Source organism: Bradyrhizobium sp. HKCCYLS3077 (assembly GCF_051167555.1).
In the GTDB taxonomy this organism is placed as follows: domain Bacteria; phylum Pseudomonadota; class Alphaproteobacteria; order Rhizobiales; family Xanthobacteraceae; genus Bradyrhizobium.
In genome coordinates, this window is the sequence record NZ_JBNPTH010000009.1 from 21,544 (window position 1) to 37,201 (window position 15,658).

The following is a 15,658-nucleotide window of genomic DNA, read 5'->3' on the forward strand; positions in this document are numbered from 1 at the left end:
GCGCCATGAGCACTCCCGAGCCCAAAGACCCGTCCTTGATCAAGCAGGCGCTGCTGACGATCCGCCGCCTTGAGGCGGAGATCGCGCGGCTCAAGACACCGGCGCCGGTCGCGATCGTCGGCATGGCCTGCCGCCTGCCCGGCGCCGAGACGCCGGCAGAATTGTGGGACAGTCTCGCGCGCGGGCACGACGCCGTGACGGAGACGCCTCGGGATCGCTGGGACAATGATCGTCTCGTCGACCCGGATCCCGCCGCGCCGGGGCACATGACCGCGCGCCACGGCGCGTTCTGCGACGGCGTCGATCGCTTCGATGCCGACTTCTTCAACATCGCGCCGCGCGAAGCCCATGCGATGGATCCGCAGCAGCGCATGCTGCTCGAAGTCAGCTGGGAGGCGCTGGAGCGCGCCAACCAGGATCCGACCGCGCTCTATGGCAGCCCGGCGGGCGTGTTCATGGGCCTCGGCACGTTCGACTACGCGACACTGCAGGCCGAGGACGGCGATCGCGTCGGTCCTTATCATGTCAGCGGCACGGTGCTCAGCGTCGCCGCCGGCAGACTGTCCTACGTGCTCGGCCTCACCGGTCCGAGCATGACCATCGATACCGCGTGCTCCTCGTCGCTGGTCGCGATCCACCAGGCCTGCCGCAGCCTGCAGCAGAACGAGTGCAACCTCGCTCTGGCGGGCGGCGTCGGACTGATCCTCAGTCCGATCCCGAGCATCGCCTTCTCGAAGGCGCAGATGCTGTCGCCGCGCGGCCGCTGCCGCACCTTCGATGCCGGCGCCGACGGCTATGTGCGCGGCGAAGGGTGCGGCGTCGTGGTGCTGAAGCGTCTTGCCGACGCCGAAGCCGACGGCGACACCATCCTCGGGATCATCAGGGGCAGCGCCGTCAACCAGGACGGCGCCAGCGGTGGTCTGACCGTGCCAAGCGGCGCGGCGCAGGAAGCCGTCATGCGCGAGGCGCTCGGCCGCGCCGGCCTCGCCGCTTCCGATGTCGCCTATGTCGAGGCGCACGGCACCGGCACGCCGCTCGGCGATCCGATCGAGCTGCGCGCCATCGGCCGCGTCTATGCCACCGAACGCGCCACCCCGTTGCTGGTCGGCTCGCTGAAAACCAACTTCGGACACCTCGAAGCCGCAGCTGGCGTCGCCGGCCTGATCAAGACCCTGCTCAGTCTGCAGCATGGCGTGGTGCCACCGCATCTGCATTTCGAGGTGCCCAACCCGAACATCGATTGGCACCATTATCAGCTCGCCGTTCCGCGCGAGCCGGCACCGCTGCCGGCCGGCCGGCGCGTCGCCGCCGTCAGCGCGTTCGGCTTCTCCGGCACCAATGCGCATCTCGTGATCGAGACGCCCGTGCCGGCTGATGCGCCGGAGGCAAGTGCGCCGCGCGGCGAAGAGCTGCTGGTGATCTCCGCCAAATCTGCCGCGGCATTGCGCGCTCAGGCGGACCGTCACGCCGATCTGATGGAGGCGCTGCCAGCGGGCGAACTCCGCAACTATTGTGCGACAGCCGCGACCTGCCGCGGTGCATTCGCGCATCGCCTCGCGGTGACGGCTGCCACGCCACGCGAATTTGCGTCGCGTCTGCGCGCGTTCGCGCGGGATGAAGCCGCTCCGGAGCTCAGATCTGCCGTCGTGCGGCATGCGAGCGGCGATCCCGAGCAGACCAGCGACCGTCGCGCCGCCGCTGCCGCGTATCTTGCCGGCCGCCCCGTCGATTGGACGCTGCTCTGGCCTGCGAAGACCTGGCGCAAGCGTGAGGTCGCGACGACGGCGTTCCAGCGACAGCGCTATTGGTTCGATCTCGCAAGCGGCACGCCGCGTTCTCTGTTCGGCGCGCCCATGCGCTCGGCGGCGCTCGATGCGACGCTGTTTCAGTTCCGGCTCGGTGCGCCGCTGCAGCCGCTGCTCGCCGATCACGAGGTGCAGGGCACGCTCGTCGTCGCCGGCGCCGTCTGGATCGCGGTGGCCTGCGATGCGGCCGCGCGCTGCGAGGCCGGTGGCCTGCGCGATGTCAGGTTGCCGCAGCCGCTCACGCTCGGGCGCGGCGCCGAAGTAGAAGGCGAGATCGCCATCCACGACGGCGACCAGGATCGCGGTCAGCTGACACTGATGAGCCGCGCCATGGGCTCGTCCACATGGCGCCGCTGCCTGACGGCCGAACTCGATCGACCGGAGACAGCGCTGCCGACGAGCGCGCTCGCGGCGCTCCGCGGCTCGTGTCGTGAGGTCGTCGACGTCACCGCGCTTTATGAACACGCACGACGGTTCGGGATCGCGCTTGGTCCTCGCTTCCGGTGGCTGCAGCAGGTCTGGCGCGGTCCTGACGAGGCCCTGGCGCACTGCGCGCCGCCCGAAGGCGTCATCGCAGACGAAGCCGGACCGCTGCATCCCGGGCTGATCGATGCCGGCTTCCAACTGCTGCTCGCGGCGCTCGGCGACGCCTATCGCGCGCCGATCGTGCCGGTGCGCTGCGCCAGCGTGCGCTGGACTGAACGTCCGGAGTTGGCGAGCGGCTGGTGGCACATGCGGCTGACACACCGTGACGCCGAGAGCGTGACAACGGATCTGCGCCTGCTGTCGGACGACGGCACCACGCGGCTCGCAATCGAAGGCTTCGAAGCGCGCGCGATGTTGCCCGACTGGCTCACGTCCGCCGATGCCGCGCCCGATGCCTGGTTCATCGCCGAGCAGTGGCGCGAACGACGGCTGCATCGGCCCGGCATTCGCGAACTCGCGGCAAGGACCGGAGAAGAAGGCGCGCGGCTCTCCGCGGCGCAGCCCTATGCCGCCTATCGCGAAGGCCAGCGCGTGCTAGATGACGTCAGCCTGTGCTACGCGGCCCATGCGCTGCATGCCCTCGGCTGGCGCCGTCATCTCGGACTCGACGGCTCCCTCGAGACGATCGCGTCGCGTTTCGGCATTGCGCAGCACCAGCGTGCCCTGTTCGCGCGCATGCTCTCGATGCTGGCGCAAGCCGGCCTCGTGACCGCGACATCGACCGGCTACGCCGACCGGCTCGAGCGGCCACTGCCGCCGGTTCCACCCGCCGATCTGCGCGACCATTCGATCGCCGCCGAGTGGCGCCTGTTGTCGCGCTGCGGCCCTCGGCTGCCCGAGGTGCTCACCGGCAAGCTCAATCCGCTCGAACTGCTCTCGCCCGCCGGCGATCCGCGCCTGCTCGCCGAACTGTATTCGGAGCCGTTGCCGACACGTTGCTTGAACACGCTGGTGAAGCAGGCGCTGACGTACTGGGTGGAGCGAGCCGGCCCCGGCCCGATCCACGCGATCGAGATCGGCGCTGGCACAGGCGCGACCACGGCCGCCGTGCTCGACGCCCTGCCGGGTGACACGACGCGCTACGTCTTCACTGACGTCGGCACAACATTTCTCACCCAAGCGCGCGAGCGCTTCGGCGACCGCATCGAGACACAGCGGCTCGACATCGAGGCCGATCCGGCCAGCCAGGGCGTGACCCAGGAAAGCTTCGACATCGTCGTCGCCGCCAACGTCCTGCATGCGACGCGTGACCTCGCGGCCACGCTCGCCCACGCACGTCAGTTGCTGGCACCGGGCGGATTGCTGGTGCTGGTCGAGGCGGTGACGCCGCAACGCTGGCTCGATCTGACCTTCGGCATGACAGAGGGCTGGTGGCGCTTCGACGACGACCGGCGCAAGACGGGGCACGCCCTGCTCGACATCCCCGGCTGGACGCGAATGCTCGCGCGGCACGGCTTCGGCGAAATCTCGCCGCTGCTTGGCGCAGAGCCGTTCGGCCAGACTGCCATCCTCGCGCGTGCTGGCCGCAACATCGACAGTGAATGGCTGCTCATCGCCGATGAGGGCGGAGAGGCCGCGCGGCTGGCGCAGTTGCTGTCTGACACCGGTGCGCCGTGCAGCCTGACGCGCCGATCCGAGCTTTCCCGCCGCGTAAACGCAGCGAAGGGCCGCCTTCACATCGTCGATTGCACGGCACTGGATGCGGCCGGCACAACCGGCGTCGCCGTCGAGGCGATGCGCACGGCGGTTCTCAACACCACCGCTCGCGGCCTCGCGACACTGCAGGTCGCAGCATCGCTGTCCTCGCCGGCGCGCGTGAGCATCCTGACGCAAGGCGCAATCGCCACGACGCCGGGCGATCCCGTCGACGGCCTCGCCGCATCGGCTCTGCCGGGCCTGATGAAAGTGGCCGCACTCGAGCTACCAAATCTCTCCGCCCGCCTGATCGATATCGACGCCGGCACGACTACTGCCGATCTCCTCGCGGTGCTCGAGAGCAGCGAGGCTGAAACGCTGCAGGCTGTCCGCAACGGCCGCCGTCTGGTGGCACGGATCGCACCGGCCGCGCCGGAGCGGGCCGACGATCCGCCGCCTGCTCTCGCCCTCGACGGCATCCAGCTGATCACCGGCGGCTATGGCGGTCTTGGATTGGCGCTTGCCGAGGCGCTGGTCGCAAAGGGCGCGCGCAAGCTCGCGCTGGTCGGGCGGCGTGGGCCCGACGAAACCATCCGCAAGCGTCTCGCGCAATGGAGTGCCGCGGGCGTGGAGATCCACGCGCTGTCCGCTGATGTCGCCAACGAAGCGGACATGCGCGCCGCCCTCTCGAAGCTGCCCCGCGACGTCCCCATCCGCAGCGTCTTTCATGCCGCCGGCGTGCTCGACGATGCCTTGCTGAGCGAGCAGTCCGCGGAGCGGCTGGCCCGCGCGTTCGATCCAAAGGTGACGGGCGCGCTGGTGCTGCATCGTCTGTTTCCACAGACCGATCTCGCCTGCTTCGTGCTGTTCTCGTCGGCCGCGTCGCTGCTCGGCTCGGCGGGACAGGCCAGCCATGCCGCGGCCAATGCCTGGCTCGACGCTCTTGCCGCGCATCGGCGCGCGCGGGGACTGGCGGCGATCAGCATCAATTGGGGAGCCTGGTCCGAGACGGGTGTCGTGGCCGGTCTGGACCACCAAGCCAATCTGCAGCGCCTCGGCATCGGCGCGATCCGGACGGCACAGGGGCTCGACGCGCTGTTTCGCATCCTCGAGGCCAATCCCGCGCAAGTCGGCGTCGTGCCGCTCGATCTCGACCGCTTGCTGGAGCGGCGCGGAACAGCTCCCGCGTTCGACGAGCTGCGCGGCGGCCGCGATCGACGGCAGTCCCGGATCGATGCCGCTGAGCCCAGCCATGCGGACGAGACGCTGCTCGCGGGGGTGTTGGCCGATCTCGCCAGATCGCTTGGACGTGACTCCGGCGACGGCATCGATCCCGACCGGCGGCTCGCCGAACTGGGCCTGGATTCGCTGAGCGGCCTCGACCTGCGCAACCGCCTGCAGGCCCGAACGGGCATCCGCCTGCCAGCCACCGTCATTTTCGATCATCCGACACCGCGGCTGATCGCGGCCCATCTCGAAACATTGCGGGCCGACGCGCCCTCAGCCGAGCCTCCCGCGGCCACTGACATGCCGGCGCCGTCCGAGGACGCCCTCGACGGCCTGTCGGAAGACGAACTCGACGCGCTGATCGACATGCTCGCTCCGGAGGGCACCGGCCGTGACTGACAACAACGCTATCAGACTGAGCCTGTCGCGAATTGCGGCGGGCGCTCCGGACCGGCCCTGCGAAACGCCGCTCCATCTGACCACCCGCGTCGTGCAGGCAACCAGCGAACGGCAGACGCCGCAGCCCGCCATCCAGCCCGCCTCGACGGTGTTCTTCGACAATGTCGAGAGCCTGCACGAGGCCGAGGCCAATCCGTTCGACGTGTTCTTCTATGGCGGCATGGGCACGCCCGCGGTCAGCCGGATCGAAACGGCGGTGGCCCAGCTCGAGCTCGGCGAGCGCGCCATCCTGGTTTCCAGCGGCAGCGCTGCGGTCACGACCGCCCTGCTCGCCTTTGCCCGGTCCGGCCAGCATCTCCTGGTCGTCGACACCGTCGCCTCCAGCACCCGCCGGTTCTGCGAGACCGTGCTGCGCGGCCTCGGCGTCGAGATCGAATTCTACGATCCGGCGATCGGGGCCGATATCGCCCGGCTGCTCCGCCCGGACAGCTGCGCGGTCTACATGGAGTCGCCGGGCTCGCTGTCGCTGGAGATGCAGGACGTCCCGGCCATCGCGGCTGCGGCGCGGGCGCGGGGCGTCGTCACCATCCTCGACAACAGCTGGGGCGCGTTCGGCGCCTTCCGGCCGTTCGACCATGGCGTCGACGTCGTCGTGGTGTCGCTCGGCAAGCAGGCGGCGGGCCATGCCGACCTGATGCTCGGCGCGCTCGTCACGTCCCATCGCCATGCCGCGCGGCTCAAGGATATCGCGGTGCAGCTCGGCCACGTGCCCGGCGCGCTGGAATCGTATCTCGCGCTGCGCGGGCTGCGCAGCCTGCCGCTGCGCGGCGAGCGGCAGCTGCGAACCACGATCGAGCTCGGCCGCTGGTTTTCGGGCCGCGCCGACGTGCGCCGCGTGCTGTGCCCGGCGCTGCCGGGTGCGCCCGGCCACGAGCTATGGCGCCGCGACTGCAGAGGCGCCGCCGGGCTGTTGACCGTCGCCTTCACGACCGAGGCCCGCGACGACGTGATCGCCGCCATCAACCGCCTCGTGCTCAGCCGGCTCGGCTTCGGCTGGGGCGGCGCCGAGAGCCTGGTCCTGCCGATCCTAGAGCCGCCGCCGCGGCTGTTCGCGCGGCAGCCGGCGGACGAGTTCTGGGTCCGCATCTCGACCGGCCTCGAAGAGGCCGCCGACCTCATCGCCGACTGGTCGCACGCGCTCGACCGGAGCGCATAGCGCTCACGCGGCGAGATCGACAAGGCTGCCGCCCTGCTCGAAATGATCGAGAAAGATGCCGCCGAGCACGCGCGTGGTCGTCATCGCCGTCAATGAGAACACCGCGACGCCGTAGAGGTTGGCGCCGGGCACCACGCGGCTGAGCGCCGCCGTCGTCAGTCCTCCCGCGACCACCGGCGTGGCCGCAGCCATCAGGCTGGCGACGATCGGCCGGGCCTGGTCGTATTGGAACGGCACGCCATACTCCTCGGCGAGCTTCTTCAGCATGTGGAGCACGATCAGCCCGACGCCGACGGGTCCCGCGAACGGGATCGGGATCAGCCCGCCGGCGGCCGCATAGGCGGCGTAGCGCTCCACGATCAGCTGCGCGCGGTCGCGATGCGGCGGCACGGCGGCCATCGACGCGGGCGCCAGCGCCGGCGCGACCACCTCATCGACCGGATCGGACTCCGCCTCACGCGACGCAGCCTTGTCCTTTGCGGCCTTGCCGTCCTCGATCTTGTCACCGATCTTGGCATCGATCTTGGCATCGCCGGCGCCGGGCGCACCCGTGCCGCGCATCTCTCCCATCGTCCGGCCGACCGCCTTCGGCAGCTTGCGGCTCATGCCGCGGCCTCATGCAGGAACAGGCGATCGATCTCGCTCGCGATCGCGGCGATGTCCTGCGCGGCGCGGCCGCCCTCGTCGACGAGATCGGGCGTCGCTCCATACAAGGCCGCTTCCGGATAGGCGACGCGGTTCTGCATCTCGCTGTCGAGCAGCGGGAAGCCCGCCTTCATGATCTCCGCGCGGATGTGCTTGGCGATGACCGACTCGCGCGTGGTCTGGGTCAGCAGGCAGCGGAACAGCGGCCGCCAGCCCTTGATGCCGTTGACCAGGATCGCCAGCGTATCGAGCATGGCGTCGACATCCAGCGGCGACGGCTTCACCGGCACGATCACGAGATCGGCGGCGGCGAGCGCGCCGAGCGTCGACGGCGTGCGGAACCCCGGCGTATCGATGATCACCAGCGCCGATTTGGCGAGCTCCTTGGCGGTGCGCCAGACGCCTTCCGTGGCGTCCTCCACGATCCGCAAGCCCGCCAATCCGCGCTGCCGCTGGGCGATCCGCACCACCGAGCGCTGCGGATCGGCGTCGACGAGGACGACCCTGCGCCCGCTGAGGTGCCAATGCACCGCGAGACAGGTCGCGACCGTGCTCTTGCCGCTCCCACCTTTCAGCGTGGCCAGCGTGATGATCCGGTTGGTCATGTCAGCCCACCCCGAGCCCATGCTCGTATCGAGATAGGAGCATAATGCGATGCACGCCGATTCTGCCACAATTCGTCGGCTTGTCCAACGCGCGGCTGTTTCCCGCCGAAATCAACCGCCGCGGGCAGCTTTCGCTTGACGTCGGCGGGCTGCGACGGGACTTATCCAGTCCCATCGTCCGCCGAAGAAGTGCGTTGTCATGACTGCCGATCCGCTCTCGATCCTCAAGACCGTGTTCGGCTATGACAGTTTTCGCGGGCGGCAGCGCGACATCGTCGACCACGTGATCGCCGGCCACAACGCCTTCGTGCTGATGCCGACCGGCGGCGGCAAGTCGCTGTGCTACCAGATCCCGGCGCTGGCGCGTCCCGGCCTCGGCCTCGTGATCTCGCCCTTGATTGCGCTGATGGAGGACCAGGTCACGGCGCTGCGCCAGGCCGGCATCAAGGCCGCCGCGCTGAACTCGCGGCTGTGGGGCGCCGAGAAGGACCTGCTGTGGCAGGACATCGATCGCGGCGAGCTCGACCTGCTCTACATGGCGCCCGAAACCCTGCTCAAGCCGGAAAACATCGAGCGCCTCAAATCCGCGCAGCTGTCGCTGATCGCGATCGACGAGGCGCATTGCGTCTCGCAATGGGGCCACGACTTCCGGCCGGAATACCGCGCGCTCGACTGCCTCGCCGAGCTGTTCCCCAAGATCCCGCGCATGGCGCTGACGGCGACGGCGGATGCCCCGACGCGAGCCGAGATCGTCGAGCATCTGCACATCGGCGAGAACAACAGCTTCATCGCCGGCTTCGACCGGCCGAATATCCGCTACGGCGCGGCGGAGAAGGTCAACAGCATGCAGCAGATGCTGGCCTTCCTGAAATCGCGCGAGGGCGAGAGCGGCATCGTCTATTGCCTGTCGAAGCGCAAGACCGAGGAGGTCGCGGCCTCGCTCAGCGAACACGGCTTTCCGGCGCTGCCCTACCACGCCGGCATGGAGATGAAGGCGCGCGAGAAGAACCAGCGCCGCTTCCAGCTCGAACAGGGCCTGATCATGGTCGCCACCATCGCCTTCGGCATGGGCATCGACAAGCCCGACGTGCGCTTCGTCGTCCATGCCGACCTGCCCTCCAGCATCGAGGCCTACTATCAGGAGACCGGCCGCGCCGGACGCGACGGCCTGCCGTCGGAGACCCTGATGCTGTACGGCGCCGAGGACATCGCGCTGCGCCGCCGCTTCATCGACGAATCCGACGCGCCCGATGCGCGCAAGCGCACCGAGCGCCGCAAGCTCGACGCCCTGCTCGGCTTCGCCGAGACCTGCCAATGCCGCCGCCAGGTGTTGCTGCGTTACTTCGGCGACGACTGCGAGCCGTGCGGCAATTGCGACATCTGCCTGGACCCGCCGCAGACCTTCGACGGCACCATCGCCGCGCAGAAGCTGCTGTCGTGCATCCACCGCACTGGCGAGCGCTTCGGCCAGATGCATGTGATCGCCGTGCTGCTCGGCGAGCGCGACGAGCGCATCGAGCGGCTCGGCCATGACAAGCTCTCGACCTTCGGCATCGGCACCGAGCACGACCGCAACGCCTGGCGCTCGATCGTCCGCCAGCTCGTCGCGCACGGGCTGATCAGCGTCGACATCGCCGGCCATGGCGGCCTGTCGATCTCGCCCGAGGGCCGCCAGTTCCTGCGCGACAAGCCGCAGCTCAGCCTGCGCGTGCTGAAGAAGACGAGGCGCGACCGCAAGGCCAGGGAGCGCGAGACCGCGGCGGCGTTCCCCGACATCGACCGCGAGCTGTTCGACAAGCTGCGCACCAAGCGCATGGAGCTTGCGAGAGAACAGAACGTGCCGCCCTACGTCATCTTCCACGACAAGACCCTGGCCGAGATGGCCGCGCGCCATCCGCGCACCACGGCAGAGCTCGCGGCGATTCCGGGCGCCGGCACCGTCAAGCTCGCGCGCTATGGCGACGCCTTCGTCGCCGTCATCAACGCGCATGATGCCGGTCGCTAGCGCGGCGGGCACGGGCGTCTTTCCACTTATCGAACAACACATGTGAGATCGCGATCCCGCGGCGCGTCGCGCCCGAGTTTTGCATCAGTCGACCTCTTCGTTGAAGAAGAGGCGCAGGGAAGACCGGGTATCGACCGATACCCGCGGTCCGCGTGCAGCAAATAAGCACGCGGCAGAACCACAGGTTCAGCCCAATATCCGGCCTTCCCCGCGCGACGGTTTTGCGGGTTATAGGCGCTCTCCCCGGGGACCGGCTGTCTTGCCCCCGTCGCCAGCGGATCATCATCACCACCGGCTTGGTCTCAGCGTCGGGAGACCAGGACCACACCATTTCGCCGTCGCATCGCTCCGTTCGTCGGCGCAAACCAGGTTCACGCTGCGGACCAATGCGCCCATCGCATCTCCGGCTCGACGCTTCATGACGATCGCGAAACGTCCCTCTTCAGCGAGCCGGGATGCGCGGAAATGTGCAGCTGATTTGCCCGACGACACAAGGGATGAGTTAGCGACAAACTGGCACGACGGGCAGTTTGTGCAGGGGTGACATGCGGAAGTTGCCCGTCGTGCAGACGGGATCACATCAGCCTGGCCGAAAGCTCATGACCCCTCGCGATCAAGAATTGACTTAGATCGCTCAAGAGTACAGCACCGAAGAGCGGACATGCTGTGCTCCGCGACCAGGGGGATATCGAGCGCGCCCCATCGTAATCAGGGCTCGTCGAGCCTCCTCATCATGCCACCGTTGATTTCCACTCTGACCGGGCGAATGCCGCGGCGAGCCATCTCCTCCCGTTCGGAGGCGAAGGTGCCCTTAGGGTTACATTCCGAACTCAAAGATGCGTAGTGACTGCTTCTATGAGTGATGGAATCGACAGGTTTAGCATCGAGGTCAATGTCCCAAAAGAACGACCTGCAGTCCTCATCCTCTGTTGCGGCCGCCGGACGGCATTTTGGCAATTCCGATATGCGTGACTCGCAATGTATGGTGTCTCGGTAAAAATGCTGCGGCACGCCCACGCATTCCGCCCTCCATCTCCAAGGGCTGATCTTGTCGATCGAGCATGCATCGCGGTGGAGTGAATACACGATGGCAAGTTCCGGCCTGTTCAATGCAGTGAGAGAGCGCTGCATTGCCTCTTCGGTTGACGGCGCGTTGAGCACCCTGATCGCCGTCCACGCCACAAATGCGCTGCATGCAATGACCGTAAGCCCTCCCCAATTGAGCAGCTTCATATCCAGTTGCCTTTCAGCGAGACGAGAAGCCGTCTCTACCAACCTGCCGCTTTGCAGCAACCGCCGATCTTGACAAAAGTCAGTATATATCCGCCAGAGTGAAGGCGGATTTGTCCGGAGCTGTGGGGCTTTCGGGTTCGCTGCCCGACGACGAGCGCTCTAAGCCACAAGCCGTCTATCGCTTTCGCCGCAGGTCACTTCCGGTTGTGTCCCGCGAGCCGACGTCGCCTTTGCCGGTCGGAAGCTCCGAGATGGGCCAATTTCGGAAGTTGCGATTCAACCAAGCCAGTTCCGATCTATCACCAACAGCGAACACTCGGCGGCGCGGGCGGCGGACGGAGCCTCAGTCCCGAGCGGTCTTGCGGTTCTGAGATTGATCGCCAGCCATTACTTGCTCGCCTGTTCGATAGGCAGGTCGCCATGGTCCCGACTCAGGCAAGCAGATTTGGGTGCTGATCGACCTTGCCTAGCCTCGTCAGGCGAAAGCCGGGTTTGATCAACGCCCCCGGAGCAATGACGGCGTTCGCGCCAATGCGGGCGTTATCTCCAATCAGCGCGCCGAACTTGTCGACACCGGTGTCGATAACGCTTCCCTGCCAGACGATCCTGATGCGCTTGTCGTCCATCTCGTTACGATAATTCGCAACGATGGCGCCCGCCTCGATGTTGACGCCGGCGCCGATGATGGAATCGCCGACAAAACTTAGATGCGCCACCTTGGAGGCGCAAAACATGATGGTCGTCTTGAGCTCGCATGCCGGCCCGACAATGCATTCCTCTCCGAGGAATATGCCGCCGCGCAGATATGCGCTTGCCGCCACGAACGATCCGGGACCGATGATTGCGGGGCCCTTGATGATCGCACCGGGCTCGATCGTCGAGGATTCATGGATCGCCTTATCGCCTTCGAATGCGTAGCCGGCACCGAGATCGCATATCATTGAGCGAATGAGCTCGGAGGCCTGGGTGGTGATCTGCCACGGCTCCAATCCGTGCCGTGCGAAGCTGCTCGAATGCCATGAGGCGACGAAAGCGCTTGGATCGATCATGGAATGGAGTCTCGTGTGACGGCTGAAATCCTCGGCAAACGCGAAGTCGGAAAACAGCTTATGCAGGTTTACCGGTCTCGTCCACGTCGTCAAGATCAGCCAGCGCGCGGGTGACGAAAGCTTTCCTACATCGCAAAGAGGCTGGTTCGAGTCCGGTTTGGGTCAAAAGCCGCCGTCTGGTCGGCCAGCACCCTACGTCCGGTCGCACTCCAACTGCAAGCGTCCCAGGCGCCGACTGGAACGTCCGGCGAAACTCGGAGAAGAGTTCCGGTGACCTTCAGCTATCGACGACGTTCACGAGGTTGCCCGCCGGATCACGAAAGAAGAACCGACGAAGTCCCCAGCTTTCCGTAACGGGACCATAAACCACTTCCGCACCGGCTGCTCGAACCGCGCGCTCGGTCGCGGCGAGATCGGTGACTCCAATGGAAATAACAGGTAGCTCTGTGCCAGCGCCGCCCTCGGACGCAGTGTGCAGCTCGATCTTCTGGCTCGTGCCTTTGCCTAGAAAAGTGATCCAACCCATGTCGAGGGGGAGATCGAGTTCGAACACCTGCTGATAGAATGTTGCCAACGCCGTGGGGTCACGGGCGGAGAGATTAGCGACAATTCTTGTCACGGCCATCTTCAGACCACTCCTTGCAATGCTGACTTCAGGATAGTCATTTATCGATCACAGCGGCCGGTTCTCACCTGTACGTTTTGAAGGCGAGAACGATTTCCTGAAGGATGGCGCTAGTCGGTTTCGATAGCAGAGGCGGACTTCGCTGACCTTGCAGCTTCAGTTGTCTCCCCAAGCGGCACAGACAACTCCCGCAATGGCTCCGGGTAAACTCGCGAGCAAAGCACCCGGGTGATCAAGACTGAGCGGGAGTGGAACGAATTCAATCAGAACGAATGAGAGAATGCCACCCGAGAGCAGACATCCGAGGCTCCTCAACCAGAGCGGCATTGACCGATCTATCAACTCGCGATCAATGCAATAGACGAGGACCCCAAGGGGAAGCCCAAATAGATAGATGAAGGGCCATCCGACCAATGTACCGATGATGAGCAACGCTGGCTTTCCGAGCACGGCGCACAGAACAATCCAGCCGATCACCGGCCCAGCCAAGGCGAAGATGTATTGGCGGTGAACTTGTCCGGCATCGATCATCAGGCGACGGTACTCTCGTTGCACCAAACGTGCTCTTTTCTCAACCACTGGGAAACGACCAGTTCCGTCCGAAAATTGGCAACTACATACAACCCGCGTCAAGTCAAAAGGGCGACCTGACTTCCGCAATGCACCAATGGCCGGCCTGGCCGGTCATGCGCGGAACCGACGCGGATATGCCAGACCGAGCCAAGGCCTACGGCCTGAAAAATAGCGATGCGGCATGCATTGTGGTCGCCTGGCGGAATTGTCTGACATGAACCAATAGCAGATAACGACAGCCAGTTGTCGGACCGGCTCTCCCGGAGGTCAGTCGACGACGATGCTCTTCGCCACCGCTTCCGCGATCTTGATGCCGTCGATGCCGGCGGAGAGAATTCCGCCGGCATAGCCAGCGCCCTCGCCGGCGGGAAACAGCCCTTTGGTGTTGAGGCTCTGGAACGTGTCGTCGCGCGTGATGCGAATGGGGGAAGACGTGCGTGTCTCCACGCCGGTAAGAACCGCATCCCCCATATCGAAACCGCGGATCCTGCGGCCGAACACAACGAGCGCCTCGCGGATCGCCGCGATCGCATAGTCGGGCAAGCACGCAGAAAGGTCAGTCGGTGTGACGCCTGGCTTGTAGGACGGGATAACGCTGCCGAGCGACGTTGACGGTACGCCGGCAAGGAAGTCGCCGACACGCTGCCCCGGCGCCGCGTAAGTGCCGCCCCCCGCAACAAACGCCGCCGACTCCCAGCGCCGTTGGAAATCGACCCCCGCCAGCGCCCCGCCCGGAAAATCGCGCGGGGTAATCCCGACCACGATACCCGCGTTGGCGTTGCGCTCGGCGCGTGAATACTGGCTCATGCCATTGGTGACCACGCGTCCAGGCTCGGACGTTGCTGCGACCACTGTGCCGCCCGGACACATACAGAAACTGTAAACGGCGCGATCATTGGAGGCATGATGGACAAGCTTGTAATCCGCGGCGCCCAGAACAGGATGCCCCGCGCGAGCGCCGAACCGCGCCGCATCGATAACAGATTGCGGATGCTCGATCCGGAAGCCGATCGAGAACGGCTTCGCCTCCACGTGGACCCCGCGATCCGCCAGAACCTGGAAAGTATCGCGCGACGAGTGGCCGATCGCGAGCACGACATGGCTTGCTGCGATGCGCTCACCGTCGGCCAGTATGACGCCACGGATGCGCCGCTCACCGTTGCTGGACGTCTCGATATCGAAATCCGCAACGCGGCTCTTGAAACGGTATTCTCCACCAAGCCCTTCGATCGTGGCCCGCATGTTCTCCACCATCTTCACGAGGCGGAAAGTCCCGATATGGGGGTGAGCTTCGGTGAGAATTTCAGATGGCGCGTCCGCCTTGACAAACTCGGTCAGCACCTTGCGGCCGAGGTGGCGCGGATCCTTGACCTGGCTGTAGAGCTTGCCATCGGAAAACGTTCCCGCACCACCCTCGCCGTATTGCACGTTCGATTCTGGATCAAGCACAGAGCGGCGCCATAGCGCCCAAGTGTCCTTGGTGCGCTCCCGCACCACTTTGCCGCGCTCCAGAATGAGCGGCCGAAAGCCCATCTGGGCAAGCACAAGCGCCGCGAACAGTCCACAAGGCCCGGCACCGATCACGAGCGGCCGCACGCGCAGGCTTTCTGGCGCGCGAGCGACAAACCGGTAAGTCATATCTGGAGCGGGAACAACATCCTTGTCCTTTGCGAAGCGCTTCAGCACGGCCGCTTCGTCCCTCACCTCGACATCGAGCGAATAGACCAGCGCGATGTCGGACTTTTTACGTGCGTCATGGGCGCGCCGGAATATCGCGCACGAGAGCAGATGCTCCACCGGTATGCGCAACCGAGCGGCGGCCGCCTTCTTGATTGCTTCAGCCGGATGATCCAGCGGTAACTTGATTTCGGTCAGGCGAATCACTTGCACCGCGACGAGTAGGTTGGAATTGCCATCTTGTAGCACAACAAAGGCGCGGCGTATGACGCCATCCGTATCCGCAAGGCGACATGTTCGCTCTGGGTCAAAAGCTGCCCTCCGGCCGTCCGACGGCTTACTCCGGGTTACATCTCGGGAGCGGACGTCGCCGGGCGCAGACCGGCGGTACGAGTTGGCCCAGAAGCGACATCGAATAAAACCGGCTGTCCATCACTCCTGATCTTGCTCTGACTCAACGAGCCAGCCGATGCGCGCC

The 15,658-nt window shown here is 66.0% G+C and carries 10 protein-coding genes; 3 read left to right on the forward strand and 7 right to left on the reverse strand.

Going from position 1 to position 15,658, the window contains the following annotated elements:
• The first annotated feature begins 5 nt into the window (after window positions 1-5).
• On the forward strand, window positions 6-5,552 hold the full coding sequence (locus ACQR0Z_RS30280) for a type I polyketide synthase (protein ID WP_434921055.1): 5,547 nt from the start codon (window positions 6-8) through the stop codon (window positions 5,550-5,552).
• Window positions 5,545-6,768 carry a trans-sulfuration enzyme family protein gene (locus ACQR0Z_RS30285; RefSeq protein WP_434921056.1) on the forward strand — a complete coding sequence of 408 codons (1,224 nt, stop codon included), beginning with the start codon at window positions 5,545-5,547 and terminating at the stop codon, window positions 6,766-6,768. The genes ACQR0Z_RS30280 and ACQR0Z_RS30285 overlap by 8 nt, the downstream gene beginning before the upstream one ends.
• A gap of 3 nt (window positions 6,769-6,771) precedes the next feature.
• Here ACQR0Z_RS30285 and ACQR0Z_RS30290 read toward each other — a convergent pair whose 3' ends face one another.
• Both ACQR0Z_RS30290 and ACQR0Z_RS30295 read right to left on the reverse strand, forming a co-directional pair.
• Complete coding sequence (locus ACQR0Z_RS30290; RefSeq protein ID WP_434921057.1) at window positions 6,772-7,374, reverse strand: DUF697 domain-containing protein; 603 nt, start codon at window positions 7,372-7,374, stop codon at window positions 6,772-6,774.
• Entirely contained in the window at window positions 7,371-8,018 is a 648-nt protein-coding gene (locus ACQR0Z_RS30295) for an AAA family ATPase (protein ID WP_434921058.1), read from the reverse strand. The genes ACQR0Z_RS30290 and ACQR0Z_RS30295 overlap by 4 nt, the downstream gene beginning before the upstream one ends.
• A 199-nt stretch (window positions 8,019-8,217) precedes the next feature.
• Between ACQR0Z_RS30295 and recQ the strand changes: the two genes are divergently transcribed.
• Window positions 8,218-10,023: a DNA helicase RecQ gene (recQ, locus tag ACQR0Z_RS30300; RefSeq protein WP_434921059.1), complete on the forward strand. Its 1,806-nt coding sequence runs from the start codon at window positions 8,218-8,220 to the stop codon at window positions 10,021-10,023.
• A 708-nt stretch (window positions 10,024-10,731) separates the two neighbouring features.
• Here recQ and ACQR0Z_RS30305 read toward each other — a convergent pair.
• From ACQR0Z_RS30305 to ACQR0Z_RS30325, 5 genes are all read right to left on the reverse strand, one after another.
• Complete coding sequence (locus tag ACQR0Z_RS30305) at window positions 10,732-11,256, reverse strand: hypothetical protein (RefSeq protein ID WP_434921060.1); 525 nt, start codon at window positions 11,254-11,256, stop codon at window positions 10,732-10,734.
• 431 nt (window positions 11,257-11,687) lie between these two features.
• On the reverse strand, window positions 11,688-12,305 hold the full coding sequence (locus ACQR0Z_RS30310) for an LpxA family transferase (protein ID WP_434921061.1): 618 nt from the start codon (window positions 12,303-12,305) through the stop codon (window positions 11,688-11,690).
• A gap of 277 nt (window positions 12,306-12,582) precedes the next feature.
• Window positions 12,583-12,930, reverse strand: coding sequence for a VOC family protein (locus ACQR0Z_RS30315; RefSeq protein ID WP_434875701.1), 348 nt, complete (start codon window positions 12,928-12,930; stop codon window positions 12,583-12,585).
• A gap of 156 nt (window positions 12,931-13,086) precedes the next feature.
• Window positions 13,087-13,461 (reverse strand): hypothetical protein, encoded by a 375-nt coding sequence (locus ACQR0Z_RS30320; protein WP_434857342.1) that lies wholly within the window; start codon window positions 13,459-13,461, stop codon window positions 13,087-13,089.
• A gap of 309 nt (window positions 13,462-13,770) precedes the next feature.
• Window positions 13,771-15,387, reverse strand: coding sequence for an NAD(P)/FAD-dependent oxidoreductase (locus ACQR0Z_RS30325; RefSeq protein WP_434921062.1), 1,617 nt, complete (start codon window positions 15,385-15,387; stop codon window positions 13,771-13,773).
• Between the last annotated feature and the right edge of the window lie 271 nt (window positions 15,388-15,658).